The organism is Acidovorax sp. 106 (assembly GCF_003663825.1).
Lineage (GTDB): Bacteria > Pseudomonadota > Gammaproteobacteria > Burkholderiales > Burkholderiaceae_C > Acidovorax.
Map to the genome: position 1 here is coordinate 3,780,274 of NZ_RCCC01000001.1, position 25,386 is coordinate 3,805,659.

Consider the following 25,386-nt stretch of genomic DNA (forward strand, 5'->3'; position numbering starts at 1 on the left):
CTATACACTGCGCGGCTCTCGGGGTGGTCGCCGCATGCACAGGAGGTGTGTACGCATCCACGGGATTTCAAGGGAAAAATGAGCATGAATAAATTGCAAACTGCGGGCTTGAAATGGGGCCGCGCAGCACTATTTCAGGCCGCTTGCACGGTGGCCGGTGCTGCGGTTCTGGGCCTTGCGCCCGTGGCATCGGGCTGGGCCCAAAGTGCTGCGTCCACGGCCGCTGTGCCCGCAGGCAAGCCCATCAAAGTGGCCTTGATTGAAAGCCTTTCGGGCGCTTTTGCGAACACCGGCGAGGCTGTGTTTCGCAACGTGTACTGGGCCATGGAGCGCGTGAATGCGCGCGGTGGTGTCACGCTGCCTGCCGCCGCCGGCGGCAAGCGCCCCCTGACGCTGGAGCGCTACGACAGCAAGGGCCAAAACGAAGAGGCACTGTCGGCCCTGCGCGCCGCCATTGACGATGGCGCGCAGGTCATCTTGCAGGGCAATTCGTCGGCCACGGCGGCGGTGCTGATCGAGGCCATCAACAAACACAACGAGCGCGAACCCAGCAAGCGCGTGCTGTTCTTGAACTACTCGGCGGTAGACCCGATCCTTACCAACGAAAAGTGCAGCTTCTGGCATTTCCGCTTTGACGCACATGCCGACATGCGCATGGCCGCGTTGATGGAGGTGATGCGCGAGGACAAGGCACTCAAGAGCGTGTACCTCATTGGCCAGGACTACAGCTTTGGCCAGGCCGTGCTGCGCGAGGCCAAGAAGCAACTGGCCGCCCAGCGCCCCGATGTCACTGTGGTGGGCGACGAGCTGCACCCGGTTGGCCGCGTCAAAGACTTCGCCCCCTATGCCGTCAAGATCAAGACCAGCGGCGCACAGGCCGTGGTGACAGGCAACTGGGGCAACGACCTCACGCTGCTGGTCAAGGCTGCGCGCGAGGTGGGCTTTGACGGCAGCTTCTACACCTTCTACGGCAATGCCTTGGGTGCACCTGCAGCCATGGGCGACGCAGGCATTGGCAAAGTGGTGGCCGTGGCCGACTGGCTGCCCAACGTGCCCGGTGCGCAAAGCGAGGCGTTCTACCAGTCGTTCCGCGATCGCTTCCCCAAGCCGCAGGACGACTATGTGCACATGCGCATGCAGTTGATGGTCGAAGCCCTGGCCCAATCGATCGAGCGCGCGGGCACCACCGACGTGGTGGCCGTGGCCCGGCAAATGGAAAAGGCCAACGTGCAGCTTGCTGGGCAGGGCGGCGCCATGCGCGCGGCCGACCACCAGTTCCAGCAGGCCCTGGCTGTGGGCGTGATGGACAAGAAGGGCGCGCCCGGCGTGAAGTTTGACGTGGAAGGCTCGGGCTACGGCTTTCGCGTGGTGCGGCAGATTGCTGCAGCCAAAGCCGAGCAGCCGCACAGCTGCCAGATGCAGCGGCCCTGAACGGTCTTTCAGCGGTCTTTCAGCGGTCTCTGCGCCCAGGACCGCAGGGGCTATTTCGCGGTGGTGGTGGCCCGCGCGGCCGCAACCTCGCGGCCCAGCTCAATCACCGCCATGGCGTAGTAGCTCGACCAGTTGTAGCGCGTGATGGCGTAGAAGTTTTCGGTGCCCACCACGTAGGTGGGCGTATCGCCGCCGTTTTGCAGCTCGACCAGTGCCATGGGGCCTGTGTGCTGGGCGCCTGCAGCCTCCAGCACGCCCCCCTTGGCTTGCATGCTGGCGGCGCTGAAGGTGGGCAGGATGTCGGGCGCCAGCAGCTCGTCGAGCTTGAGCGTGGCGGGGTCGAATTGCACGGCAAAGTGCGTGGGCATGCCCGTGGTCCAGCCGTGGCCCTTGAAGTAGTTGGCCACCGAGCCAATCGCATCCGTGGGGCTCTTGAACAGGTCGATGCGGCTGTCGCCGTCAAAGTCCACTGCAAACCGCGCCCAGCTCGATGGCATGAACTGCCCCAGCCCCATGGCGCCTGCGTAGCTGCCCTTGACCTCAAACGGGTCGATGTTGGTGCGGTTGGCCAGGCTCAGCCATTGCTCCAGCTCACGGCGGAAGAACTCGGTGCGCTCTTTGGCGCGGGGGTGTGCGGCGGGAAAGTCGAAGGCCAGTGTGGCCAGCGCGTCCATCACGCGGAAGCTGCCCATTTGCTGGCCGTAGATGGTCTCCACGCCGATGATGCCGACGATGATCTCGGCGGGCACGCCATATTCCTGCTCGGCGCGGGCCAGGGCTTCGCGGTGCTCTTGCCAAAAGCGCACCCCTGCGCGGATGCGGATGGGGTCGATGAACCGACTGCGGTACACGCGCCAGTTTTTGGCCGTGCCCGATGCGGGCGGCAGCATGAGCTTGGGCACGCCGCCCAGAAAGCGCGCCTGCCCTACGGCTTGGCGCACCCACTCCCGATCCAGCCCGCGCCGGGCGGCCAGGTCGTCGGCGAACTGCATGGCGTCTTCGCGCTGGGCGTACGGGGTGCTGCCCTGCACCGTGCTGTTGCGTGTGGCCGCTGGTTGTGAAGGTTTTTGGGGTTTTGCGCTTGCAGGGGTTGCGCTAGTAGCTATCAAAGATGTAGCGAGCAGAACGGTCTTGAGCATGAAACGGGTCTGAAGGGGCAGGGCCGATTCGGTGTCGGCCCGCAATGGGGTAAGGGTGCGTTGGTGGGGTGGGGCCAGATTTTGAGCCTGGACCTTGTCAAGGACCTTTGCGGGCTGCAGGCCAGGGCAGGGCGTTGAATTCGCGCTGCAGGGCACTGAGCTGCTCTGCCGGGTGGGCTGCATAGCGTACCTGCTCCAGGCGCAGCAGCCAGTCTGCAATGGGTTGAATGGGCTGCGCAGGCGCTGATTCAGGGGCGTGCCCTGGGTGGGTGCCGCTTTGTCCCCAGTGCGCCAGCACCTTCTGCGCCATGGTGCGTGGTGGCAGGTGATCGGGCAGCGGTAGCCCGGCGCTGGTCAGGCGCTTGCGGGTGCGGGCCAGCAGGCGCAGCCACGGGTCGTGCTGGCTGCGCTCCCACCAGCTCCAGGCGGCACCGCCCAGTGCAGCCACACCCAGCAGGCCGCCCAAAATCGTCGTCAGGTCTTGCCAGCTGGGCGATTCAAAACCCAGCTTTTTGAGCAGGTCCATCTGGCGGCTTTGGGTGTAGTTCAGCACCCATTGGTTCCAGCGGTTGTTGACGGCTTCCCACGCTGCACGCAGTTGCTGCAGGGTGCTCACGCCGATCATGGTGCCCATGGCCGATGCAAAGGCACCCCGGGGCGCAGCCAGGCGCTCAAAGGCCCCCACGCGGCCGGGGGCCACGGCGCCGGTCGGGTCTACCCGCACCCAGCCGCGCTCGGGCATCCACACTTCGGCCCAGGCGTGGGCATCGCTTTGGCGTACGGTCCAGTAGCCATCCATCGGGTTGATGGCGCCGCCTTGGTAGCCTGTGACGATGCGCGCGGGCACGTCCATGGCCCGCATCAGCACCACAAAGGCCGATGCAATGTGCTCGCAAAAGCCTTCCTTGCGGTCAAACCAGAACTCGTCGGCGGTGTGCTCGCCATACACGCCGGGCTCCAGCGTGTAGCTGTAGCCGCCAGTGCGCAGTCGGTTCAGTGCCGCGCTGACCAGGGCGGCTGTGTCGCCATTGGCCAGGGCCGGGTCTGCGCGCATTTGGGCGGCCAGTGCCAGCGTGCGGGGGTTGAAGCCTGGGGGCAAGGCCACAAACTCGCGCAGCTGCCGTGCTGCGGTGGTTGGGCCGTGGCGGAAGTCGGGGTAGCTTTCGGCCCGGTAGCGCACCACGTCCATGATGGGGCGCGCCGCCATCCACTGCAAATCCTGCGTCATGTAGGTGGGGTTGCCAGGCAGGTCGGGGGCTTGGGGTGTGGATTCGAGCACCATCAGCCAGGGGCGCCTCTGGGGCTCCAGCGTCACTTCGTAGCGCAGCGCGGGGCCTTGCACCTGCAAGTTGGCGGGCAGGCCCGCACGCGCGGCCCAGGCGCTGTCTTCGCGAAAAGGCTCGGCCCGCCATTCGCGGCCGTCAAACCCCGCGAGCACGGGGCCACGGAAGTACATGGCCGAGGATGGTGGCAGCTCTTGCGCCGGGTTGTCGAACCGCAGGCGAAACGCCACGGCTTCGTTCAATGCCAGCTCAGCGATGCTGCCCACCTTCATCGATCCCGACAGGCCACTGCCGCCCACCGTTTGCTCGCTGGGCACCCCCCACAGCGGCGCCATGCGGGGGAACAGCATGAACAGCGCTGCCATGATGGGTGCGCCCAGCAGCGCCATGGTGAACGCGGTGCGAAACGATTGCAGCAGCGGTGGGCGCCCGACGGGCATGTGGGCATTGACCAGCGCGGTGAGCATGCCCAGCAGCCCCACCAGCATGGCGGCCGCGGTCAGCAGCGATTGCGAGCTGAAGAAGCTGCTGACCATGGTGAAGAAGCCCAGGAAGAAGATGACCAGGGCATCGCGGCGGGCGCGCAGTTCCAGTGTCTTGAGGGCCAGCAGGGTCACCACCAGCGTGACCCCGGCCTCGCGCCCGACGAAGGTGCCGTGCGAGAAGATGGTGGCGCCAAACGCCACAGGCGCTATCAGGCCCGAGGTGATCCAGCGGCTGGGCAGTGGCCGGCTGTACCAGGCCAGCCAGCTGCGCCACAGCAGGATGCCGGCCACCAGCAGGCTGGTCCATACAGGCAGCCACTGCGCTTGGGGCGCAATGATCCAGGCGATGACGGCCAGCAGGAACAAGGTGTCCCGCGCTTCGCGGGGCAGGTGGGCCAGGGTTTCGCGCAGTGTGGCGCGGGGCGCCGTGGCAGACAGTGCGCTCATGGGCAGGCCGTCCCGCACGGGGGGGCTATCAGCGCCGTCCCCCATGGGGGGGGAGGTTTGCTATTGAAAATATAGCTGCTTGCGCTCGATTGGATTGCGCTAGATGGCATTTTTATGGGTGTATTCAAGCGGTGGGGCTGGCGGCGCGTGTCAGCACAGCGCCAAGGCTTCCAGGCACTGCATGCGGTGCGCTGCGCCGCTGCCTGGGGCAATCTCACGCCCTGGCACGCGCAGGCCATAGTCCAGGCCCAGGCGGTCGGCCTGCAGCACCCAGGCAGTGACGCGGGAAATGCGCGCCTCTGGGTCGGGCAGGTTGGCTTTGTTCACGTCCAGCCACAGCTCTTGGCGCTGGCTTTGCTGGGCGTCGCGGCTGACGAGGTCATCGGTGCCGCTGCCCAGTGACTTGGCAGCTTTCTTCCACACCACGAGTTTGAGCGGGTCGCCCCGCCGGTAGGCACGCACGCCGTCAAATTCGCCAATGCCCTGGCTGTTGGCGCTGCCTTTGCCTGCGGCGCGGGGCTCACCGGGGGGCAGGGGCGCGGCGGGCACCTCGGGGGCGGGGTACACCAGGATTTGAGAGGCAGGGCGCCAATAGGTCCAGACGCGGAAGGTGCCCATGGGAAAGCGCGTTTCGGCCGTCAGCGTTGGCACCGGGTGCAGGCCGCGCCGCTGGGGTTGGAACGCCACCTGCACCGTGGCCTGGCCCTGGGCGGGCACATCGGTCCAGGCCCAGTGGTGCTCGGCGTGGGCTTCGGGCTCGTGCACAGCCACGCCAATGCCATAGCGCGGCGTGGTGCGGGGGCTGGACAGTTGCACCTCCAGCGCTGCGCTGGTGCCCATGAACTGGGGCTGGGGCGGCTTGAGGTGCAACGTCACCCCGCGCAGCGTGGCGTGGCAGATGTGCATGCCGATAGCGGCACTGCCTGCCAGCATGAAGGTGAACAGGTAGCCCAGGTTGAGCTGGAAGTTGATGGACGCCACCAGCAGCACCAGCAGGGTGACGGCCAGCATCCATCCTGGCCCGGTGGGCACGATATAGACGTTGCGCTGGGTCAGGGTGAGGGTGTCATCGCGCTTGAGGCGCCCCTCCCACCAGGCGCGAAAGCGCCGACGCAGCGGCGCCAGGGGCGAGAAGCCCCCGACAACGCCTGCCAACGGCTTTGGGGCAGCGGGGCGGGTTGCTGTGCCAGCCATCACGCCAGGGGGGTGGCATCGACCATGGCACGCACTTGCTCTACCGCGCCGCGCCCGGCATCGCCCACGGGCACCAGGCGGTGCGCGATGGTTTGGGGCAGCACGGCCTGCACGTCGTCAGGGGCGACATAGTCGCGCCCACTGATCAGTGCCTGCGCCTTGGCCGCGCGCATGAGGGCAATCCCCGCACGGGGCGACAGGCCTTGCAAAAACCATTGGCCCGAGCGCGTGGCGGCCACCAGGTCTTGCACGTAGTTCAGCAGGGCATCGGACGCGTGCACGGCCAGCACCTGGCGTTGCAGCTCGGCGAGCTCGGGGGCGTCCAGCAGGGCGGGCAGGGTGTCCACCATGTCGCGGCGGTCTGATCCGGCCAGCAGCAGGCGCTCTGAGGCACGGTCGGGGTAGCCGATGGAGATGCGCATCAAAAACCGGTCCAGCTGCGATTCAGGCAGCGCGAAGGTGCCAAGCTGGTCGAGTGGGTTCTGTGTGGCGATCACGAAAAAGGGGTGGGGCAGGGGCCGGGTGGCGCCTTCGACCGAGACCTGCTTTTCTTCCATGGCTTCGAGCAAGGCACTTTGCGTTTTGGGGCTGGCCCGGTTGATTTCGTCGGCCAGAAGCACCTGGGCAAACACCGGGCCGGGGTGAAAGACAAAGCCCTCCTTGCCGCGCTCGTACACCGACACGCCCGTCAGGTCGCTGGGCATCAGATCGGCAGTGAACTGCACCCGCGAAAACTGCAGACCGAAAGTGCGCGACAGCGCGTGGGCCAAGGTGGTCTTGCCCACGCCGGGCACGTCCTCAATCAGCAGGTGGCCCCCGGCCAGCAGGCAGGCCACGCAGTCTTGAACCTGGGCCTTTTTGCCTACGATCACCGTGTTAAGCTGGTCTAAAAGCGATTTGATTTTGTGCTGTGCATCCATGGCACAACGTTATCCGAAAAACTCTGAAAAATCTGAGACACGGGGACAAGACTGTGAGCAAGACGGGCTATTTCACGCACAGGGACTGTTGGAAACACGAAATGGGCCCGGGTCACCCCGAATGCCCCGAGCGCCTCGATGCCATTGAAGACCGCTTGCTGGTCACCGGCGTGGGCGATGCGCTGGAGCGGTTTGAAGCCCCCGAGGCCGCGCTGGCCGACATTGAACTGGCGCACGACCGCATGCACATAGCGGCGCTGCGGGGCCTGTCGGACCGCCTGAACGAAGAGCTGATGGCGGGCGGGCCCAACTACTCGCAGCTGGACACGGACACCTCCATCAATGCCCACACCTGGAAAGCCGCCTTGCGCGCCGCAGGCGCTGCACTGGCCGCCACCGATGCGGTGATGGCGGGTGAGCTGGAAAATGCCTTTTGCGCCGTGCGCCCCCCGGGCCACCATGCCACCCGCAGCAAGGCCATGGGGTTTTGCTTCTTCAACAACGTGGCGGTGGCGGCCAAATATGCGTTGCAGCGCTACAACCTGCAGCGCGTGGCGGTGGTGGACTTTGATGTCCACCATGGCAATGGTACGGAGGACATCCTGGCGGGCGATTCGCGTGCGCTCATGGTCAGCATCTTCCAGCACCCGTTTTATCCTTACAGCGGCGATGTAGACCCGGCCCCCAACATGGTGAACGTTCCGGTGGCGGCCTACACGCGCGGCATGGATGTTCGGGAGATCATCGAGATGATGTGGATCCCGAGGCTCGAAGAGTTCAAGCCCGAGATGATTTTTGTGAGCGCCGGCTTTGACGCCCACCGCGAGGACGACATGGGCCAGTTGGGCCTGACCGAGCAGGACTACACGTGGATCACCCAGCGTGTGAAAGACATTGCCCGGCGTTACTCCAAGGGCCGCATCGTGTCGTGCTTGGAGGGAGGCTACGTGATGGGGCCGCTGGCCCGCAGTGTGGAGGCGCACTTGCGCGTGCTGGCGGATCTGTGATTTGTATTTTGTGAAAGGTAGTTGAACGGATGACGGTTTTGGACATGGCGCAAATGTCGCTGCAAACGCCGCAATCGCCCCTGGCGGTGGCGCGCGATGAGCGGGGGGTGATCACCCTGACCTTGAACGATCCAGGGCGCTTCAATGCCCTGGGCTCGGACATGCTGGTGGAGCTGCAGCAGGCGCTGGACGCCGTGGCCCAGGACCCGTCCGCGCGTGCCGTGGTGCTGGCGGCGCAAGGCAAGGCGTTTTGCGCGGGGCACAACCTCAAGGACATGGCCGCCCACCCGGACCAGGCGTGGTACCAAAAGCTGTTTGCGCAGTGCAGCCGCATGATGCTCTCCATCCACAAGCTGCCTGTGCCCGTCATTGCGCGGGTGCAAGGCATGGCCACCGCTGCTGGCTGCCAACTGGTGGCGCAGTGTGATCTGGCGGTGGCCGCGGAAGACGCCAGCTTTGCCACCAGCGGGATCCACTACGGCCTGTTTTGCGCTACGCCCAGTGTGCCGCTGGTGCGCAATGTGCCCGCCAAGCGCGCCATGGAGATGCTGCTCACCGGAGACTTCATCGACGCCCGCACCGCTCAGGCGCAGGGCCTGCTCAATCGCGTGGTGCCTGCCGATGCGCTGGATGCCGAGGTGGAAACACTGCTCCAGTCCATTTTGGAGAAGCCCCGCGCTGCCATTGCCATGGGCAAGGCGCTTGTGTATCAGCAGCGCGAGCTGGGTATCGAGGCTGCCTACCAGTTGGCGGGGCAGACCATGGCGCTCAACATGATGGACCCTGCCGCCCAGGAAGGCGCGCGGGCCTTTGCCGAGAAACGCACACCGGAGTGGAAGCGCTGATGGCAGGCTCTGTAGATACCCCCATGCTGGACGATGTGGGGCAGTGGCTGCGCGCCTTTGCAGCGCCCACGGTGTTGATTGAGCTGGCCAGCCTGCTGGTGTGTGTGGGGCTGGCCTGGGGTGTGGTGGCGTTGCTGCGCCGTGGGCTTAAGCAGGAAGGACATCGCTCCATTCTGTTTGGTCGCAAGGTGGTGGATGGGGCGCTGTTCCCTATCGCTTTGCTGGCATTGGGCTACGTGGCGCGCGTCGTGCTCCTCAATTGGGTACCGATGGCCGTGTTCAAAGTGGCGATTCCTGTGCTGGTGTCGCTGGTTGTGATTCGCATTGGGGCTAAGGTGCTGCAAGTCGCTTTCCCGCAGTCCCAGTGGGTCAAGCCGATTGAGCGCTCCATCTCCTGGCTGGCGTGGTTGGCCATGGTGCTTTGGGTCACGGGCCTGTTGCCTCTGGTGCTGGGCGAGATGGAGCAGATCCACTGGAAGGTGGGCAGTGTGAACCTCAGCCTGCGCACCATGGTGGAAGGAGCGTTGACTGCGGCGGCGGTGCTGCTGCTGACGCTGTGGGTGTCGGCTGCGATTGAGTCGCGCTTGCTGCGCTCGGCCACGGGGGCAGAGTTGTCGCTGCGCAAGGCCGTCAGCAACGCGCTGCGGGCGGTGATGATTTTCTTTGGCCTCATCGTGGCCATGTCGGCGGTGGGGATTGATCTCACGGCCTTGTCAGTGCTCGGGGGCGCCGTGGGCGTGGGCATTGGCCTGGGGCTGCAGAAGCTGGCGGCCAACTATGTCAGCGGCTTTGTCATCCTGACCGAGCGCAGCATGCGCATTGGCGACAACGTGCGCGTAGACAACTTTGAAGGCCGCATTACCAACATCAATGCGCGTTACACCGTGGTGCGGTCTGCGGCAGGGCGCGAATCCATTGTGCCCAACGAGATGCTGATCACCCAGCGGGTGGAAAATCTGTCTCTGGCCGACCCGCGCGTGTGGCTGTCCACCGTGGTGAGCGTAGCCTATGACAGCGATGTGGATCTGGTGATACAGCTGTTGACCGAATCAGCCCTCGCCAGCAACCGCGTGCTGCGTGATCCCGCGCCGTCTGCGTCCTTGTCTGCTTTTGGCGCCGATGGTCTGGAGTTCACGGTGGGGTTCTGGATTGCCGATCCGGAAAACGGCGCCCTGGGCCTCCGATCAGACATCAACCGGGCCATTTTGGCGGCGCTGCGCGCGCACCATATCGACATTCCTTTCCCCCAGCGCGTCATGCACGTGCAGGTAGAGGGCAGCTTGCCTGGGGCCGGCCCCACGGTGGCAGCGTTGGTGGGGGGCGATGCGGCATCTTCATCCCAAAGTCATGGGCAGTGACCCTGCTTGTCGCAGGTGACAGCAAACTCTTTGCGCGCCAGTGAATTGCTGGCCTATAATTCACAAAAAGCACGGTCGTTCGTTTTTTGAAGATTTGCAGCAAGCAGTGCATCCTTTTGTGGGGTTCGCTGCAGTGCGGCATAGAATCATCTGGTTTACGTAAACGTCAATTCAACCAACTCTCTAGGAGCCGCAGCAATGAAGGTCTTGGTCCCTGTCAAGCGCGTGGTGGACTACAACGTGAAGGTCCGCGTGAAGTCGGACAACACGGGTGTGGACATCGCCAACGTGAAGATGAGCATGAACCCCTTTGACGAAATCGCCGTTGAAGAGGCCGTGCGCCTGAAAGAAAAAGGCCTGGTGACCGAAGTCATCGCAGTCTCCTGCGGCGTAGCGCAATGCCAGGAAACCCTGCGCACGGCCATGGCCATTGGTGCCGACCGCGCCATCCTGGTCGAGACCGACGTGGAGCTGCAACCCCTGGCCGTGGCCAAACTGCTCAAGGCCCTGGTGGACAAGGAACAACCCTCGCTCATCATCCTGGGCAAGCAAGCCATTGACGACGATGCCAACCAGACCGGCCAGATGCTGGCGGCCCTGGCCGACCTGCCCCAGGCCACCAACGCCAGCAAGGTCGAATTGGCCGCTGACAAGGTCCATGTGACCCGCGAAATCGACGGCGGCCTCGAGACCCTGGCCTTGAGCCTGCCCGCAGTGATCACCACCGACCTGCGCCTGAACGAGCCTCGCTACGTCACCTTGCCCAACATCATGAAGGCCAAGAAAAAGCAGCTGGACACCGTCAAGCCCGAAGACCTCGGAGTGGACGTGACCCCGCGCCTGAAGACCCTCAAGGTGACCGAACCCGCCAAGCGCGGCGCTGGCGTGAAAGTGGCCGACGTCGCCGCCCTGGTCGAGAAACTCAAGAACGAAGCGAAGGTGATCTAAATGTCGGTACTCGTTATTGCTGAACACGACAACGCGTCCATCAAGGGCGCCACGCTGAACACCGTCACGGCCGCTGTGGCCTGCGGTGGCGATGTGCACGTGCTGGTGGCTGGCCACAACGCTGGCGCCGCTGCACAAGCAGCCGCCCAGATCGCAGGCGTCGCCAAAGTCATCCACGCCGATGCCGCCAGCCTGGCCCACGGCTTGGCCGAAAACGTGGCAGCCCAGGTGCTGGCCATTGCAGGCAACTACAGCCACATCCTCTTTGCAGCCACCGCCAGCGGCAAGAACGTGGCCCCCCGCGTGGCCGCCAAGCTCGACGTCGCCCAGATCAGCGACATCACCAAGGTGGTGAGCCAAGACACCTTCGAGCGCCCCATCTACGCTGGCAACGCCATTGCCACCGTGCAAAGCAGCGACAGCGTGAAGGTCATCACTGTGCGTACCACCGGCTTTGACGCCGCAGCCGCCACGGGTGGCAGCGCCGCCGTTGAAACCGCCGCTGCAGCCGCCGATGCCGGCAAGAGCAGCTACGTGGGCAGCGAAATCGCCAAGAACGACCGCCCTGAACTCACCGCCGCCAAGATCATCGTCTCCGGTGGCCGCGCGCTGGGCAGCGCAGAAAAGTTCAACGAAGTCATCACCCCCTTGGCCGACAAGCTGGGCGCCGCCATTGGTGCCAGCCGAGCAGCGGTGGATGCGGGCTATGCCCCCAACGATTTGCAAGTGGGCCAGACCGGCAAGATCGTGGCGCCGCAGCTGTACATCGCAGCGGGCATCTCGGGCGCGATCCAGCACTTGGCTGGCATGAAGGACTCCAAGGTGATCGTGGCGATCAACAAGGACCCAGAAGCTCCGATCTTCAGCGTGGCCGACTACGGCCTGGAAGCCGACCTGTTCACGGCAGTGCCTGAATTGGTCAAGGCGCTGTAAAGCCCTGTGGCTTGCACAAAGGCATCGTTCGCGATGCCTTTTTTTTGACGAAATTTTGCTTTTTCGGAGACAACAATGAGCTACACCGCCCCCGTCAAGGACATGCTGTTCGCCATCGAGCACTTGGCCAACATCGAACAGATCGCCCAAATCCCTGGCTTTGAAGACGCAGGTCTGGACACCGCCTCCGCCGTGCTGGAAGAGTGCGCCAAGTTCAACGAGGGCGTGCTGGCTCCGCTCAACTGGGAAGGCGACAGGAATCCATCGAGCTTTCAATCCGGTGTGGTCACCACCACGCCCGGTTTCAAGGAAGCCTTTCGCCAGTACGCCGAAGGCGGCTGGCAAGGCCTGCAGCACCCCGCCGAATTTGGCGGTCAGGGCCTGCCCAAGACCATTGGCGCAGCCTGCATCGAGATGACCAACAGCGCCAACATGAGTTTTGCCCTGTGCCCGCTGCTGACCGATGGCGCCATCGAGGCGCTGCTCACGGCGGGCAGCGATGAGCTCAAGGCCACGTACCTTGAAAAATTGGTGACCGGCGAGTGGACCGGCACCATGAACCTGACCGAACCCCAGGCGGGCTCGGACCTGGCCCTGGTGCGCACGCGCGCCGAACCCCAGCCCGACGGCACGTACAAGATTTTCGGCACCAAGATCTTCATCACCTACGGTGAGCACGACATGGCCGAGAACATCATCCACCTGGTGCTGGCCCGTGTGCAGGGCGCACCCGAGGGCGTCAAGGGCATCAGCCTTTTTGTCGTGCCCAAATTCATGGTGAATAAGGACGGTACGCTGGGCGACCGCAACGACGCCCACTGCGTGAGCATCGAGCACAAGCTGGGCATCAAGGCCAGCCCCACGGCCGTGCTGCAGTTTGGCGACCATGGCGGCGCTGTGGGCTACCTGGTGGGCCAGGAAAACCGCGGTCTCGAATACATGTTCATCATGATGAACGCCGCCCGTTATGCGGTGGGCATGCAGGGCATTGCGATCTCCGAGCGCGCCTACCAAAAGGCCGTGCAGTACGCGAAAGACCGCGTGCAGAGCCGCCCTGTGGACGGCAGCATCAACGCCAGCGCCGCCATCATTCACCACCCCGACGTCAAGCGCATGCTCATGACGATGCGTGCCACCGTGGAAGGCTGCCGCGCCATGGCCACCGTGGCGGCTGCCGCGTTCGACGCCGCGCACCACCACCCTGATGCGGACACGCGCAAGCAGAACCAAGCGTTCTACGAATTCATGGTGCCGCTGGTCAAGGGCTACAGCACCGAGACCAGCCTGGAAGTGACCAGCCTGGGCGTGCAGGTGCACGGCGGCATGGGCTTCATTGAAGAAACCGGCGCCGCCCAGTACTACCGCGACGCCAAGATCCTCACCATCTACGAAGGCACCACCGCTATCCAGGCCAACGACCTGGTGGGTCGCAAAACGGCACGCGATGGCGGCCAGGTGGCCAAGGGCATTGCAGCGCAGATCGAGAAGACTGAAAGCGAGCTGCTGGCCAGTGGCACCCCCGCAGCCTTGGCCGTGGCCAAGCGGCTGACGGCTGCCCGCAAGGCGCTGCTCGACGTGATCGACTTCGTGGCCGGTGGCACCAAGACCCAGCCCAACGCCGTGTTTGCGGGCAGCGTGCCCTACCTGATGTTGGCGGGCAATGTGGTGGCGGGCTGGCAACTGGCGCGCAGCCTGCTGGTGGCGCAGGACCTGTTGCACAAGGGACAGGATGAAGCCTTCATGCGCGCAAAAATCACCACGGCCCAGTTCTACGCCGACCACATTCTGGTGAAGGCCCCCGGCCTGCGCGACAGCATTGTGGAAGGTGCCCCCAGTGTGACCGAGCTGGCACTGGAAGCGTTCTAACGCGTTCTGAAAGGGCAGCCTGCCCTTTGAGGAGTGAAAAAAGAGTGAGACGAGGCCTGCGCAGGGTGCAGGTCTTTACTATAAAAATAATAGCTGCTCGCGCTTGTTAGATAAGAGCTAGAGGGCTATTTCAATCAAAACCTGTTTCTGGAAGTTGTTGCCATGTCCAAACTGCCCGCTGTGCTGCAAAACCTGTCGCTGCCCGTCATCGGATCGCCGCTGTTCATCATCAGCAACCCCAAGCTCGTCATTGAGCAGTGCAAGGCCGGTGTGGTCGGCTCCATGCCGTCACTCAATGCACGTCCCGCCGAACTGCTCGATGAGTGGCTGGCCGAAATCACCGAGACGCTGGCCGCCTACAACAAGGCCAACCCCGACAAGCCCGCTGCGCCCTTTGCCATCAACCAGATCGTGCACAAGAGCAACGACCGCCTGGAGCACGACATGCAGGTGTGCGCCAAGTACAAGGTGCCGATCATCATCACCAGCCTGGGTGCGCGGGAGGATGTGAACCAGGCGGTGCACGCCTGGGGCGGGATCGTGCTGCACGACATCATCAACAACAAGTTCGCGCACAAGGCGATTGAGAAGGGCGCTGACGGCCTGATCGCCGTGGCGGCGGGTGCCGGTGGACACGCAGGCACCAAGAGCCCGTTCGCGCTGATCCAGGAAATCCGCCAATGGTTTGACGGCCCCTTAGCGCTCAGCGGTTCCATCGCCAGCGGCGGCGCCGTGCTGGCGGCCCAGGCCATGGGGGCCGACTTTGGCTACATCGGCTCGGCCTTCATTGCCACGCACGAGGCCCGTGCGGTGGATGCCTACAAGCAGGCCATTGTGGACAGCAACTCCGACGACATCGTCTACAGCAATCTGTTCACGGGCGTGCATGGCAACTACCTGGCGCCATCGATCCGCGCCGCAGGGCTGGACCCCGAGAACCTGCCCGAGTCCGACCCTAGCAAGATGAACTTTGGCGGCGGCGCCCAAAAGGCCTGGAAGGACATCTGGGGCTGTGGCCAGGGCATTGGCGCCATCAACGCCGTGACCAGCACGGCCGAGCTGGTGGCCAAGCTGCGCCGAGAGTACGAAGAAGCACGGGCGCGGTTGAAGCTCTGATCGGAGCCTGCAACGCATACCGCTGGACTGTATCGCCAGTGGTATGTTTGCTATTGAATGTATAGCTTCTAGCGCTTATTCAATAAGCGCTAGAGCCTGATTAGATTCAATGTTTGGGGCGCTGGGCTGTGGCATTCAGCGGCACGCATCACAGCCCATACGTCAGCTCCCGCGCTTTGCCCCAGAACACGCGGTACATGAAGACGGTGTAGATCACGATCACCGGCAGCGTGATCGCGACGCCAATGCCGATCACCGCCAAGGATTCCGTCGCGCTGGCGGCCTCCCACACCGTGAGGCGGTCGATGACGATGTAGGGGTAGATGCTGTACGACAGCCCGAAGAAGGCCAGCACAAAAATCACCACCGTGGCCACAAACACCACCCAGCCATAGCCCGCTGCCACCACCCGGGGTGCGGCCAGCACATGCCGAATGGCGAAGAAGGCGGCCACGCACGCCAGCGGAATCGGCAGCAGTGCAAAAAAGCCGGGCAGGGCAAACCACTTGTTGAACACCGTGTGGCTGACCACCGGTGTGGCCAGCGAGATGCCCACCAGTGCAAAGCCCATGGGCCACAGCACGCCCTGGCCCCAGCGCAAGGCCTTGCGCTGCAGTTCGCCCTCGGTCTTCATCACCAGCCAGCCCACGCCCAGCATGGCGTAGGCGGCGGGCAGCGTCAGCGCAATGCCCACGGCAAACAGGCGGCTCCACAGGTCGGTGTGAAAGCCGGTGACATAAGCCCCCAGCATCCAGCCTTGGGCCAGGGTGGTGACCAGCGAGCCCAGCGCGAACAGGTGGTTCCAGGCGGCCTTGTGCGAGTCGCGTGCCTTCACGCGAAAGTCAAACGCCACACCGCGCACGATCAGTCCGATCAGCATCACCGCCACGGGCAGGTACAGCGCCGACAGCACCAGGCCGTGCGCCATCGGAAAACACACCAGCAGCACGCCCACGCCCAGCACCAGCCAGGTCTCGTTCGCGTCCCAGAAGGGGCCGATGCTGGAGAGCATCACATCCTTCTCGGCCTGCGTGGCCAGGGGCAGCAGCATGCCAACGCCCAGGTCGTAGCCGTCCAAAATCACGTAGGCCAACAAGGCCAGGCCCATCACGGCCATGAAGATCAGGGGCAGGGCGGTGGCCCAGTTCAGTAGTTCCATCATGCGGGGCTCCTGCCGTTCATACGGCTTGGGGTGAGGCGGGCGCCACGGCGGGGGCGGGCAGGGCCGCGTGTTCAGCCATGTGCTTGATGACGCCCACGTAGGCGACGAGCAACAGCGCATACACCGTGAGGTAGGCCGCCAGCGTGCCGGCCACCATGCCACTGGGGTGGGGCGCGACGGCTTCGGCGGTTTTGAGCAGGCCGTAGACCAGGTAGGGCTGGCGACCGATTTCCGTCACGTACCAGCCCGCCAGCGTGGCCACCCAGCCCGAGAACGTCATGCCCACCAGCGCCCACAGCACCTTACGTGGCAGCACGCCAGCACTGTGCGCGCGGCGGCGCCACAAAGCCCACGCGGCAGCCCAGGCCACGGCCAGCATCAGCATGCCCACGCCCACCATCACTCGAAAGCCCCAGAACACGGGCGCCACCGGCGGGTGCGCGCCAGCAAACTCGTTCAGCCCCTTCAGCTCGGCATCTGGGTCATGTGCCAGGACCAGGCTGGCCGCCTTGGGGATCTGCAGGGCGTAGTCGGTGCGGCCTTCTTTCTCGTTGGGCAGGCCAAACAGGGTGAGCGGTGCACCTTTTTCGGTGTGCCAGATGCCTTCAATGGCAGCGATCTTGGCGGGCTGGTGTTCCAGCGTGTTCAGGCCATGCAGGTCGCCCATGAAGATTTGCAGCGGCATGGCCACGGACACTGCCACCACGGCCGTGTGCAAGGCCTGGCGGGTGCCGGGTGCGGCCTTGCCTTTGAGCAACTGCCAGGCACTCACCCCCGCAATCAAGAAGCCCGCTGTGAGGCTGGACGCCAGAAGCTTGTGCCCTAGCCGGTAGGGAAAGGATGGGTTGAACACAATCGCCAGCCAGTCCACCGCATGGAGTTTGCCGTCGATGATCTCGTAGCCCACGGGGGTTTGCATCCACGAGTTCAGGCTCAAAATCCAGAACGCAGACAGCGTGGTGCCAAAGGCCACCAGCAGTGTGGCCACCAGGTGCACGCGGTCAGACACACGGCCCCGGCCAAACAGCATGATGCCCAGGAACGAGGCCTCCAGAAAAAATGCCGTCAGCACTTCGTAGCCCAACAGGGGCCCGGCGATGTTGCCCGCGCGCTCCATGAAGCCGGGCCAGTTGGTGCCGAACTGGAAACTCATGGTGATGCCCGAGACCACGCCCATGGCGAAGGTCAGCGCAAACACCTTGGTCCAAAAGTAATAGGCCTGCCCCCAACCGGCCGCTGCTGGCGTGCCCTGGGTGGCCGCGTGGCGCAGCCGAAAGAACACCAGAAACCAGCACAGGGCAATGGTGATGGTGGGAAAGAGGATGTGAAAGCTGATGTTGGCTGCGAACTGGATGCGCGACAGCGTGAAGGTATCGAGCGCGTCCATGGCCTCAGCCCCCCTTGGCGTTGTCGCCCGCGCGGCCCTTGCCGGTCAGGCGGTCTTTGAACTCCAGCACCCGCGTCACCGCCGTGCCCATGCCCATCAGTTGCAGGGCGGTTTCAGGGGCCAGGCGCTGCACATCGTCAAACCAGGTCATCAGCCGGTCGATCAGCTCGTGCATCTCGCGCATGCGCTCTTGGGCGTAGCGTTCTTCGTCCGAGGTGGGTTCTTCCAGCAGCGCCATGCGCAACATGGACAGCGTGGGCTCGATCTCGCGGCGGCGACGCTCTTCGGCCAGCACGCGGAAGATTTCCCACACATCCTTGGGGGCCTCAAAGTACTCGCGCCGGTCCCCCGGCTGGTGACTGAGCTTGACGAGCCGCCACGACTGCAGCTCCTTGAGGCCCATGCTCACGTTGGAGCGCGAGAACTCCAGGGTCTCAGCAATCTCGTCGGCATTGACGGGGCGCGGCGACAGGAAGATCAGCGCATACATTTGGCCCACGGTGCGGTTGATGCCCCAGCGGCTGCCCATCTCGCCGAAATGGGACACGAATTGGCGATTCAGAGGAGGAAGGTTTTTGACGTAGGTCATAGGAGGCGCATTGTGCTCCAAATTTATTGAATTTTCAGTAAATACTGAAAATTCAATAAATTGCCTGTGTCACGTATTCGGGCGGTGCCTGCTCAGAGGCGATCTGCCCATCGGCGTTGGGATGCGGACGGCCTTGCGTTCACCGGTTGGGGCCGGGGCTGGCACGCTTTACATGGAAAGAGGACAATAGAGGGTTTTACATTTGCGCCTGCGAACCATTTCGCCAGCGCGCGTTGGTGAATCCCGTTCTCTGCATGTCTCAACACACCTCACGCCTGCCTCTGCTGGACACCGTCAAGGGTCTGGCCTGCGCAGCCATCGTTGCGCACCATCTGGCCTTTTATGGCCCCATGTCTGACATAGCCCAGCCCCTGGCGCCTGACCTGATGGCCTGGCTGTACGACTACGCGCGCATGGCGGTGCAAGTGTTCTTGGTGCTGGGCGGCTACCTGGCTGCCGCCAGTTTGGCGCCCGAGGGCGTGGCCCGCTTCGGCCAGGTGGGCCAGCAATTGAGCAAGCGTTTTGTGCGCCTGGTGGTGCCGTATGTGGTGGCGTTGTTGGTGACTGTGCTGATCAGCGCGCTGGTGCGCCCCTGGATGGAGCACCCCTCGGTGCCCGGCGATCCTGATCTGGCCCAGTTGGTCACCCATGCGTTGCTGCTGCACAGCCTGGTAGACCATGAATCTCTGTCGGCCGGGGTTTGGTACGTGGCGATCGATTTCCAGCTGTTCGCGCTCAGCCTTCTCATGTTTGCTGCAGTGCGTGCATTGCCATCGGCACTGGCCAAGCAGCGTGCCGCCTTGCTGGGCCAGGCCTTGGTGGTGGTGGGCGTTGCGGTCTCGCTGTGGGGCTTTAACCGCGATGCGCAGTGGGATGTGTGGGCTGTTTACTTCTTTGGTGCCTATGGCCTGGGCATGATGGCCTTTTGGGCCAGCCGCGCACCGCAGGCCACGGGCTGGGTGCTGGCGATGGCCGTGCTGGGCGGCGTGGGCTTGGCGTTGGAATTCAGGGCGCGCATCGCGCTGGCGCTGGCAACTGCATTGCTCATGGTGTGGGCCATGCGCACCCCTGCGGTGCGGCAGTGGCGTGGGGTCTCGCCGCTGGTGCGCTTGGGGCAAATATCCTACTCGGTGTTCCTCATCCACTTTGCCGTGTGCCTGCTCGTCAATGCCGTGGTCAGCAGCCTGTGGCCCGCCTCGCCATGGGTCAATGCCTTGGGCATGTTGCTGGCGTTTTCGCTGGCCATGGTGGCGGGGCAATGGCTGTACCGCACCGTGGAGCAGCGCACCCCCACATTGCCGACCATGCTGCGCTGGCAGGCGAGCCTGGTGGCCGCAGGGGTGCTGGTGCAACTGGGCAGCAACTGGGGTTGATGTCTGAGAGCCGGCCAGTGTGGGGATGCACTGGCGCAGCACCCTCAGTCGCCTGCTTTGCTGGGACGCCTCCGCAGGCGCCGTTTCAGTAGTGCGCAGTGCTCAGCGGTGCAATTCGCCCGCGCTTTCAGGCTGGTACACGATGCGTTTGACCTGCACTGTCATGGCTTTGCCACCGGGGCCGGGCCAGGCCAGCTCATCCCCTACTGACAAGCCCAGCAAGGCGCTGCCCACAGGCGCGAGGATGGAGAGCTTGTCGGCACTGCCGTCCAGATCACGCGGGTAGACCAAGGTCAGGCAAAACGACTTGCCTGTCTCCACGATGCTGAACTCCACCGTGGAGTTCATGGTGACCACGTTGGGTGGAATTTCTTCGGGCGCCACCACGTCCGCCCGATCCAGCTCTGCCTGCAGGTCTGCCTTGCCCGGGAACACACTGGAAGGCATGGCGGCCAGCAGGGCTTCAATGCGGTCGAGGTCGAGAGAGGACAGAACGATCTGGGGCTTGCGCGCCATGGCAGTACCTTGAGTGTTTGGTTGAAAGCGCGGGACTGTAGCCCAGGGGGCAATCTCGCACTGGCCCGCAGGGCCATCCGACCTTGGCCTGCCATGTTCACGTCTGGCATGCGCAGCTCCATTTTTGCGACTGCAGCCCACCCGCACACCATTCCCAGGGCTGTCGCCTGACACGTCTGGCCACCAGCGCCTATGATCTCTTTTGTGAAATAACTGTATATTCATACAGTTATGAAAAGCCGACCCACACCTTCTGAGCCCGATGACTTTGCGGTGCCAGAAGACATCCGCATCCCTGTGCAAGCCATTCGGGGGCGGGGTGCTGCGTCGGCACTGCCACACCGGTTTGCGCGCGATGTGCGCGAGGCTGTGGACGATGGCTGGGGCAACGTGGCCAGCCCGCAGATGCAGGGGTTGCAGGCCAATAAGGGGGGCGAGCAGGGCGGAATGACATCGACCTCTGCATGGGGCGATGAAGGCGAAGGCGGCGCGCCAGCCCTTGCCACCCGCGTGCACCTGGAGACAGCCCGCAGCGCTTTGTGCGCCAATGATTCGCCCGACATCTTTTTTGAACTCTCGGTGAACCCCTACCGGGGTTGCGAGCACGGATGTGTCTACTGTTACGCCCGGCCCACGCACAGCTACCTCAACTTCTCGCCGGGGCTCGACTTCGAGACTCAGATCGTAGCCAAGCACAACATTGCCGAAGTGCTGCGTAGCGAGCTGTGCGCCCCGCGCTACGTGCCCCGTTTGATCAACATTGGCTCGGCCACCGACTGCTATCAACCTGTGGAGCGGGACCTGAAGCTTACCCGCGGCCTCATCGAAGTGATGCGTGACGCGCGCCACCCGTTTTCGCTCATTACCAAATCCAGCGGTGTGGAGCGCGACCTGGATTTGCTGGCTCCGCTCGCAGCGCAGCGGCTGGCGGCGGTGTACGTCACCATCACCACGCTCGATGCCACCCTGGCCCGCCGCATGGAACCCCGCGCTGCCGCGCCCCACCGTCGCCTGCGCACCATCCGTGCGCTGGCCGAGGCGGGTGTGCCCGTGGGCGTGAGCGTGGCGCCGCAAATTCCGTTCATCACCGAAGACATGGAGCAGGTGCTCGAAGCCGCCCGGGATGCCGGTGCCACCAGCGCCTTCTACACCGTGCTGCGCTTGCCGTGGGAGCTGGATGCGCTGTTTCGCGAATGGCTGCAGGTGCACTACCCTCAGCGTGCGGCCCGCGTCATGGCCCGTGTGCAAGACCTGCACAACCTGACGGATGCCCAGCGCAGCGCGGGTAAAACCTATGAAGCCGACTTTGCCACCCGCATGAAAGGCAGTGGCCTGTGGGCCGACCTGGTGCGCCAGCGCTTTGCCACGACTTGCCGCCGCCTGGGCCTGAACCGCGAGCGCGAGGGGCTGGACTTGGGCCAGTTCAGGCCAGGGTTGCTGCGAGGACAAGGCAGCTTGTTTTGACGCACAGGGTGCTGACGTGGTGGCATTGCGCAACGCACCATGCCAGTGATTGGATGCACGCTTTGGTGAGCGTTGGCCTCACCTTGGTGCCTTTCTCACAATCTGCGCCGCAGGCCCCTGAAAACGCAATTCGCTGCTGCGACAGCCCCTTGGTTCAGTGCCATGGCAAGGGCGCGCGCTCCTAAGCTTGGCATCTGATTTCGCCCCCGTTGCAGCCAGCATGCAGCGCCCCCAATGCTGACTTGAGGAAAGCCCCATGGCCCTGCGTGATTTCAAAGTGCTGACGTTTGATGTGGTTGGAACCTTGATCGACTTTGAGGGCGGCATGCTCGCCTACCTGCGCCAGGCCGTGCCTGGCAGCGATGCGACCGATGAGCAGTTTCTGGCCGCTTACCGCGCCGCCCGCAAAAGCCCCGACACCGACTGGTACCCCAACGACCTGGTGCGCTGCTGGCATGTGGTCGCCCCCCAACTGGGCCTGCCCGACAGCGATGCGCTGGCCCAGGGCTTTCGCGACTCTGTCGCGCAGTGGCCCGCCTTCCCCGATTCCATCGAAGCGCTGGCCCGGCTGCGCAAGCACTTCAAGCTGGTCACCATGACCAATGCCCAGACCTGGGCGCTGCAGCACTTCCAGAAGACGCTGGGTTCGCCCTTTGACCTGCTGCTGGCCTGCGACGACGCCCTGTGCGAAAAGCCCGATGCCCGTTACTTTGCCTATGCCCGTGGCCGCTTTGAAGGCGCCTGGGGCTACAAGCAAGCGGACAACCTGCACGTGGCGCAAAGCCAGTACCACGACATTGGCATCTCGAAGAAGCTGGGCATCACCACCTGCTGGATCGAGCGCCGGCACGGCCTGGCCAGCTCTGGGGGCACCATCGAATCCGAGCACACCGTGCCCGACTACCACTTCCACACCCTGGCCCAACTGGCCGATGCGGTGGACGCAGGCCAATGAGCCAGGTGTTAACCCCGGCCAGCCTGGCCGCTGTGACCGCACCTGTGCAAGACCTGCTGCCCGAGCTGATCGCGCTGCGGCAAGACTTGCATGCCCACCCCGAGCTGGCCTATGAGGAGCGCCGCACCGCAGGCATCGTGGCGCAATCCCTGCGCCTGCTGGGCTTGCAGGTGACCGAGGGTGTGGGCGGCACGGGGGTGGTGGGCACACTGCAATGTGGCGGCGACAGCCGCGGTGCCGCAGGGCAGGGCCCCAGCGTAGGCTTGCGGGCCGATATGGATGCGCTGCCCATGGTGGAACTGGGCCAGCGCAGCTATGCCAGCCGCCACGCGGGCAAGCACCACGGCTGCGGGCACGACGGGCACACCAGCATGCTCATTGGCGCTGCTCGCCAGCTGGTGCGCACCCACCTGGCGCTGGGTTTGTGCGGCACGGTGCACTTCATCTTTCAGCCCGCTGAGGAAGGGAAGGCCGGTGCGGCCTGCATGATCGACGACGGGCTGTTTGAGCGCTTTGCGTGCGACAGCGTCTACGCCCTGCACAACTGGCCAGACCTGCCCCTGGGCCACGCGCAAACGCGCCCCGGCCCCATCATGGCGGCAGCCGACCGGTTTGACATCACCGTGCGCGGCAAGGGCGGCCACGCGGCCCAGCCCCAGCACACCCCCGATGCCATCTTGGCTGCGAGCCAGCTGGTGGCGCAGCTCAACACCATCGTCTCCCGGCGCATCGACCCGAGTGAATCGGCCGTGCTGTCGGTCACCCGCATCGAAGGCGGTCACAGCCACAACGTGCTGCCGGCCGAGGTGCAGATCACCGGCACCGTGCGCAGCTTTGATGCGACCGTGCAAGACCGCATCGAAGCCGCCCTGCGCGCCACCTGCCAAGGCATGGCCCTGGCCAGCGGTACCGAGGTGCTGGTGAACTACCAGCGCTATTACCCGGCCACCCTCAACTCCGCAGCCGAGGCCGCGCTGGCTTTGGACGCAGCCCAGGCCGTGGGCCTGCAAGCCCAGGTGGCTCCCCGCGCCGCGTTCACGTCCGAAGACTTTGCCTTCATGCTGCAGCGCAAGCACGGCGCCTACCTGTGGCTCGGCCAGGGCCGTGCAGACCCAGGCCCTGAGGGCGAATGGGCCTTGCACCACCCGTGCTACGACTTCAACGACGACGCGCTGCCTTTGGGCGTGCGTTGGTTTTGCGAGATTGCGGCGCGTGCGCTGGCTGCACCAGCGTCCTGCTGAGGGGCGCCAACTCTGTACCGAAGGCGGAGCCACGTCTCAGCCTTTCACATCGCCATTCGGAACCGATCCATGAGCATCACTGTCCTTCAAAGCACCGCCACCCTCACGGGCCTGCAGCCCCAAGGCGGCCCGGCTCGCCCCATCACCCAGCCGCCTTGCGCCTTCAGTGGCATAGATGTGGATTTGGCTGGCGTAGCCCCCCACCAGACCGGCATCTGGGAATGCACCCCTGGCAAGTTCGAGCGCGTGCTGCCCAACGCTGAGGTCATGCACATCCTCACGGGCGCCTGCATCTTCACTCCCACCGAGGGCGAGCCGCTGCACATCCAGGCGGGCGATACGCTGTTCTTCCCGGCCCACACCACGGGGGTGTGGCATATCACAGAAACTCTGCGCAAGGTGTTTTTCATCGTGGCGCAGTGACGCTGCCCAGGCCAGTGCGTACCTGCTTTCAGCACCTGGCCGTGTTACTCCATGCGATGGAAATTAGGGGGAATCGCCTCTGGGTCTTTATTTGTAAGCGCTGGCAGCTATAAATATGATAGCTTCAAGCGTTTGCGCGGTGTCGCACGGTCACGCAGTGTTACCCACCCCAAACCCGTTGCACAGCCTGCGTGTACACCGGTATGCCCACCACGATGTTGAGGGGAAACGTCACTCCCAATGAAAGGCTGATGTACAGCGAAGGGTCGGCCTCCGGGATCGCATAGCGCACCACCGCAGGAACGGCGATGTACGACGCACTGGCCGCCAACACCATCAGCAACACCGCATCGCCCGCAGGCACCGCTGCCAGCCATGCCAGCCCCAAGGCCAAGGTTGCGTGGGTGATGGGCGCCAGTACCGCATAGGCCAGCAACCAGGGCGACTGCTTGCGCACCGCAGGCAGATTGCGTGCGGTAGACAGTCCCATGTCCAGCAAGAACAGGCACAGCATGCCCTTGAACAAATCGCCCGAAAACGGTTGCATGGCCGCTTTGCCCGCATCGCCCGTCACCAGTCCAATCACCATGGCCCCGAGCAGCAACAGTTGCGTGCCGTCGGTGAACGACTCGTGCAGGATCTTGCCGACAGACAGGTTGTGGGCCCTCTTGCTGCCCTGATGAGCGCCACCGCTGCCCATGCCCGCACCGCCCAGGGTGGCCGCGCCGCTGTCGGTCATGCCCACTCCCTGTGTGGTGACCGCCGCCTGCTTTTGCCGCAGCGAATTGGCCAGCAACACCGCCAAGATGATGGCGGGTGATTCCATCAACGCCATCGCAGCGGCCATGTAGCCGCCGTAGGCTATTTGTTGCGACTCCAGATACTGGGTGGCAGTCACAAAAGTCACTGCACTCACCGATCCATACGTGGCAGCCACGGCTGCTGCGCTATAGCCAGAGAGCACGCGCCGCAGCAGCACATAGCCCACCAGCGGCACCACCACGGCCAGCAGCACTGCCAGCCCCAGGCTGCTGGCCACGCTGGGCGTCAAGCCCGAAGCGGCCAGCGCAAAGCCGCCTTTCAAACCCAGTGCCATCAGCAGGTAAATCGACAGAAACTTGGAAATGGCGGTAGGCATCTCCAGGTTCGAGCGCACCAGCCCGGCAAACACCCCCAGGGCAAAAAACAAGATCGCGGGGTCCAGCAGGCTTTGCATTTTTTTCTCCGAAACGATGGCAGAACCCTGATGCTAGAGGGGTATCAGTACAAAGTAAAATCGATTTAAATGCAGTTATCTATAGATA

Annotated in this window: 22 protein-coding genes; 13 read left to right on the forward strand and 9 right to left on the reverse strand. The window is 64.2% G+C overall.

The genetic code is table 11. The features are described 5' to 3' along the window. Window positions 1-84 precede the first annotated feature (84 nt). Window positions 85-1,431, forward strand: a complete 1,347-nt coding sequence (locus tag C8C98_RS16740) for a branched-chain amino acid ABC transporter substrate-binding protein (RefSeq protein WP_121456331.1) — start codon at window positions 85-87, stop codon at window positions 1,429-1,431. Window positions 1,432-1,481: 50 nt separating this feature from the next. Here the strand turns inward: C8C98_RS16740 and mltB are convergent, their stop codons facing one another. The 4 genes from mltB to C8C98_RS16760 all read right to left on the reverse strand — a co-directional run bounded on the left by mltB (window position 1,482) and on the right by C8C98_RS16760 (window position 6,899). Beyond that, window positions 1,482-2,570 carry a lytic murein transglycosylase B gene (gene mltB / locus C8C98_RS16745; RefSeq protein ID WP_121455212.1) on the reverse strand — a complete coding sequence of 363 codons (1,089 nt, stop codon included), beginning with the start codon at window positions 2,568-2,570 and terminating at the stop codon, window positions 1,482-1,484. Between the two features lie 97 nt (window positions 2,571-2,667). Beyond that, entirely contained in the window at window positions 2,668-4,785 is a 2,118-nt protein-coding gene (locus C8C98_RS16750; protein WP_121456332.1) for a DUF3488 and transglutaminase-like domain-containing protein, read from the reverse strand. A 150-nt stretch (window positions 4,786-4,935) separates the two neighbouring features. Continuing rightward, the gene (locus tag C8C98_RS16755) at window positions 4,936-5,979 is read right to left on the reverse strand and encodes a DUF58 domain-containing protein (RefSeq protein ID WP_121455213.1); all 1,044 of its coding nucleotides are present in this window, start codon (window positions 5,977-5,979) and stop codon (window positions 4,936-4,938) included. Beyond that, window positions 5,979-6,899 carry a MoxR family ATPase gene (locus tag C8C98_RS16760; protein ID WP_121455214.1) on the reverse strand — a complete coding sequence of 307 codons (921 nt, stop codon included), beginning with the start codon at window positions 6,897-6,899 and terminating at the stop codon, window positions 5,979-5,981. Before C8C98_RS16760 ends, C8C98_RS16755 begins: the two co-directional genes overlap by 1 nt. Before the next feature lie 101 nt (window positions 6,900-7,000). On the opposite strand from C8C98_RS16760, the gene C8C98_RS16765 reads away from it, so the two are divergent. The 7 genes from C8C98_RS16765 (at window position 7,001) to C8C98_RS16795 (ending at window position 14,972) form a co-directional block, all read left to right on the forward strand. Next, the gene (locus C8C98_RS16765) at window positions 7,001-7,906 is read left to right on the forward strand and encodes a histone deacetylase family protein (protein WP_121455215.1); all 906 of its coding nucleotides are present in this window, start codon (window positions 7,001-7,003) and stop codon (window positions 7,904-7,906) included. A 29-nt stretch (window positions 7,907-7,935) separates the two neighbouring features. Further along, window positions 7,936-8,751 (forward strand): enoyl-CoA hydratase, encoded by an 816-nt coding sequence (locus C8C98_RS16770; protein ID WP_370450416.1) that lies wholly within the window; start codon window positions 7,936-7,938, stop codon window positions 8,749-8,751. Then, window positions 8,751-10,109 (forward strand): mechanosensitive ion channel family protein, encoded by a 1,359-nt coding sequence (locus tag C8C98_RS16775; protein ID WP_121456334.1) that lies wholly within the window; start codon window positions 8,751-8,753, stop codon window positions 10,107-10,109. The genes C8C98_RS16770 and C8C98_RS16775 overlap by 1 nt, the downstream gene beginning before the upstream one ends. Before the next feature lie 198 nt (window positions 10,110-10,307). After that, a complete protein-coding gene (locus C8C98_RS16780) occupies window positions 10,308-11,057 on the forward strand; it encodes an electron transfer flavoprotein subunit beta/FixA family protein (protein ID WP_121454348.1) in 750 nt (249 codons plus the stop codon). Further along, complete coding sequence (locus C8C98_RS16785; protein WP_121454349.1) at window positions 11,058-11,990, forward strand: electron transfer flavoprotein subunit alpha/FixB family protein; 933 nt, start codon at window positions 11,058-11,060, stop codon at window positions 11,988-11,990. It begins immediately after the preceding gene. 75 nt (window positions 11,991-12,065) lie between these two features. Beyond that, a complete protein-coding gene (locus C8C98_RS16790; protein ID WP_121455216.1) occupies window positions 12,066-13,856 on the forward strand; it encodes an acyl-CoA dehydrogenase in 1,791 nt (596 codons plus the stop codon). Window positions 13,857-14,018: 162 nt separating this feature from the next. Then, window positions 14,019-14,972 carry a nitronate monooxygenase family protein gene (locus C8C98_RS16795; protein ID WP_121455217.1) on the forward strand — a complete coding sequence of 318 codons (954 nt, stop codon included), beginning with the start codon at window positions 14,019-14,021 and terminating at the stop codon, window positions 14,970-14,972. Between the two features lie 148 nt (window positions 14,973-15,120). Here C8C98_RS16795 and C8C98_RS16800 read toward each other — a convergent pair whose 3' ends face one another. Genes C8C98_RS16800 through C8C98_RS16810 form a run of 3 tightly spaced genes read right to left on the reverse strand, consistent with a single transcriptional unit; the run spans window position 15,121 to window position 18,110 of the window. Then, window positions 15,121-16,131 (reverse strand): cytochrome d ubiquinol oxidase subunit II, encoded by a 1,011-nt coding sequence (locus tag C8C98_RS16800; RefSeq protein ID WP_121456335.1) that lies wholly within the window; start codon window positions 16,129-16,131, stop codon window positions 15,121-15,123. A 19-nt stretch (window positions 16,132-16,150) separates the two neighbouring features. Beyond that, complete coding sequence (locus C8C98_RS16805) at window positions 16,151-17,521, reverse strand: cytochrome ubiquinol oxidase subunit I (RefSeq protein ID WP_121455218.1); 1,371 nt, start codon at window positions 17,519-17,521, stop codon at window positions 16,151-16,153. 4 nt (window positions 17,522-17,525) lie between these two features. Further along, window positions 17,526-18,110, reverse strand: coding sequence for a GbsR/MarR family transcriptional regulator (locus C8C98_RS16810; protein WP_099658568.1), 585 nt, complete (start codon window positions 18,108-18,110; stop codon window positions 17,526-17,528). Window positions 18,111-18,364: 254 nt separating this feature from the next. On the opposite strand from C8C98_RS16810, the gene C8C98_RS16815 reads away from it, so the two are divergent. Then, on the forward strand, window positions 18,365-19,483 hold the full coding sequence (locus C8C98_RS16815) for an acyltransferase (protein ID WP_121455219.1): 1,119 nt from the start codon (window positions 18,365-18,367) through the stop codon (window positions 19,481-19,483). Between the two features lie 102 nt (window positions 19,484-19,585). On the opposite strand, the gene rnk is transcribed toward C8C98_RS16815, so the two are convergent. Continuing rightward, window positions 19,586-19,999 (reverse strand): nucleoside diphosphate kinase regulator, encoded by a 414-nt coding sequence (gene rnk / locus C8C98_RS16820; RefSeq protein WP_099655125.1) that lies wholly within the window; start codon window positions 19,997-19,999, stop codon window positions 19,586-19,588. 231 nt (window positions 20,000-20,230) lie between these two features. Here rnk and C8C98_RS16825 point away from each other — a divergent pair, with 231 nt between their 5' ends. From C8C98_RS16825 to C8C98_RS16840, 4 genes are all read left to right on the forward strand, one after another. Further along, the gene (locus C8C98_RS16825; RefSeq protein ID WP_121455220.1) at window positions 20,231-21,463 is read left to right on the forward strand and encodes a PA0069 family radical SAM protein; all 1,233 of its coding nucleotides are present in this window, start codon (window positions 20,231-20,233) and stop codon (window positions 21,461-21,463) included. A 256-nt stretch (window positions 21,464-21,719) separates the two neighbouring features. Next, a complete protein-coding gene (locus C8C98_RS16830; protein ID WP_121455221.1) occupies window positions 21,720-22,418 on the forward strand; it encodes an HAD-IA family hydrolase in 699 nt (232 codons plus the stop codon). Beyond that, window positions 22,415-23,659, forward strand: a complete 1,245-nt coding sequence (locus tag C8C98_RS16835) for an amidohydrolase (RefSeq protein WP_121455222.1) — start codon at window positions 22,415-22,417, stop codon at window positions 23,657-23,659. The genes C8C98_RS16830 and C8C98_RS16835 overlap by 4 nt, the downstream gene beginning before the upstream one ends. Window positions 23,660-23,728: 69 nt before the next feature. Continuing rightward, window positions 23,729-24,082 carry a cupin domain-containing protein gene (locus tag C8C98_RS16840; protein ID WP_121455223.1) on the forward strand — a complete coding sequence of 118 codons (354 nt, stop codon included), beginning with the start codon at window positions 23,729-23,731 and terminating at the stop codon, window positions 24,080-24,082. Between the two features lie 160 nt (window positions 24,083-24,242). Here the strand turns inward: C8C98_RS16840 and C8C98_RS16845 are convergent, their stop codons facing one another. Continuing rightward, window positions 24,243-25,298: a sodium-dependent bicarbonate transport family permease gene (locus tag C8C98_RS16845; RefSeq protein WP_121455224.1), complete on the reverse strand. Its 1,056-nt coding sequence runs from the start codon at window positions 25,296-25,298 to the stop codon at window positions 24,243-24,245. Window positions 25,299-25,386 lie beyond the last annotated feature (88 nt).

What these genes read in the sequence shown, in the direction of transcription:
- C8C98_RS16740 (WP_121456331.1), top strand. Translation starts at nt 85, where the DNA reads ATGAATAAATTGCAAACTGCGGGCTTGAAATGGGGCCGCGCAGCACTA.
- mltB (WP_121455212.1), bottom strand. Translation starts at nt 2,570, where the DNA reads ATGCTCAAGACCGTTCTGCTCGCTACATCTTTGATAGCTACTAGCGCA.
- C8C98_RS16750 (WP_121456332.1), bottom strand. Translation starts at nt 4,785, where the DNA reads ATGAGCGCACTGTCTGCCACGGCGCCCCGCGCCACACTGCGCGAAACC.
- C8C98_RS16755 (WP_121455213.1), bottom strand. Translation starts at nt 5,979, where the DNA reads ATGGCTGGCACAGCAACCCGCCCCGCTGCCCCAAAGCCGTTGGCAGGC.
- C8C98_RS16760 (WP_121455214.1), bottom strand. Translation starts at nt 6,899, where the DNA reads ATGGATGCACAGCACAAAATCAAATCGCTTTTAGACCAGCTTAACACG.
- C8C98_RS16765 (WP_121455215.1), top strand. Translation starts at nt 7,001, where the DNA reads ATGGGCCCGGGTCACCCCGAATGCCCCGAGCGCCTCGATGCCATTGAA.
- C8C98_RS16770 (WP_370450416.1), top strand. Translation starts at nt 7,936, where the DNA reads ATGACGGTTTTGGACATGGCGCAAATGTCGCTGCAAACGCCGCAATCG.
- C8C98_RS16775 (WP_121456334.1), top strand. Translation starts at nt 8,751, where the DNA reads ATGGCAGGCTCTGTAGATACCCCCATGCTGGACGATGTGGGGCAGTGG.
- C8C98_RS16780 (WP_121454348.1), top strand. Translation starts at nt 10,308, where the DNA reads ATGAAGGTCTTGGTCCCTGTCAAGCGCGTGGTGGACTACAACGTGAAG.
- C8C98_RS16785 (WP_121454349.1), top strand. Translation starts at nt 11,058, where the DNA reads ATGTCGGTACTCGTTATTGCTGAACACGACAACGCGTCCATCAAGGGC.
- C8C98_RS16790 (WP_121455216.1), top strand. Translation starts at nt 12,066, where the DNA reads ATGAGCTACACCGCCCCCGTCAAGGACATGCTGTTCGCCATCGAGCAC.
- C8C98_RS16795 (WP_121455217.1), top strand. Translation starts at nt 14,019, where the DNA reads ATGTCCAAACTGCCCGCTGTGCTGCAAAACCTGTCGCTGCCCGTCATC.
- C8C98_RS16800 (WP_121456335.1), bottom strand. Translation starts at nt 16,131, where the DNA reads ATGGAACTACTGAACTGGGCCACCGCCCTGCCCCTGATCTTCATGGCC.
- C8C98_RS16805 (WP_121455218.1), bottom strand. Translation starts at nt 17,521, where the DNA reads ATGGACGCGCTCGATACCTTCACGCTGTCGCGCATCCAGTTCGCAGCC.
- C8C98_RS16810 (WP_099658568.1), bottom strand. Translation starts at nt 18,110, where the DNA reads ATGACCTACGTCAAAAACCTTCCTCCTCTGAATCGCCAATTCGTGTCC.
- C8C98_RS16815 (WP_121455219.1), top strand. Translation starts at nt 18,365, where the DNA reads ATGTCTCAACACACCTCACGCCTGCCTCTGCTGGACACCGTCAAGGGT.
- rnk (WP_099655125.1), bottom strand. Translation starts at nt 19,999, where the DNA reads ATGGCGCGCAAGCCCCAGATCGTTCTGTCCTCTCTCGACCTCGACCGC.
- C8C98_RS16825 (WP_121455220.1), top strand. Translation starts at nt 20,231, where the DNA reads ATGAAAAGCCGACCCACACCTTCTGAGCCCGATGACTTTGCGGTGCCA.
- C8C98_RS16830 (WP_121455221.1), top strand. Translation starts at nt 21,720, where the DNA reads ATGGCCCTGCGTGATTTCAAAGTGCTGACGTTTGATGTGGTTGGAACC.
- C8C98_RS16835 (WP_121455222.1), top strand. Translation starts at nt 22,415, where the DNA reads ATGAGCCAGGTGTTAACCCCGGCCAGCCTGGCCGCTGTGACCGCACCT.
- C8C98_RS16840 (WP_121455223.1), top strand. Translation starts at nt 23,729, where the DNA reads ATGAGCATCACTGTCCTTCAAAGCACCGCCACCCTCACGGGCCTGCAG.
- C8C98_RS16845 (WP_121455224.1), bottom strand. Translation starts at nt 25,298, where the DNA reads ATGCAAAGCCTGCTGGACCCCGCGATCTTGTTTTTTGCCCTGGGGGTG.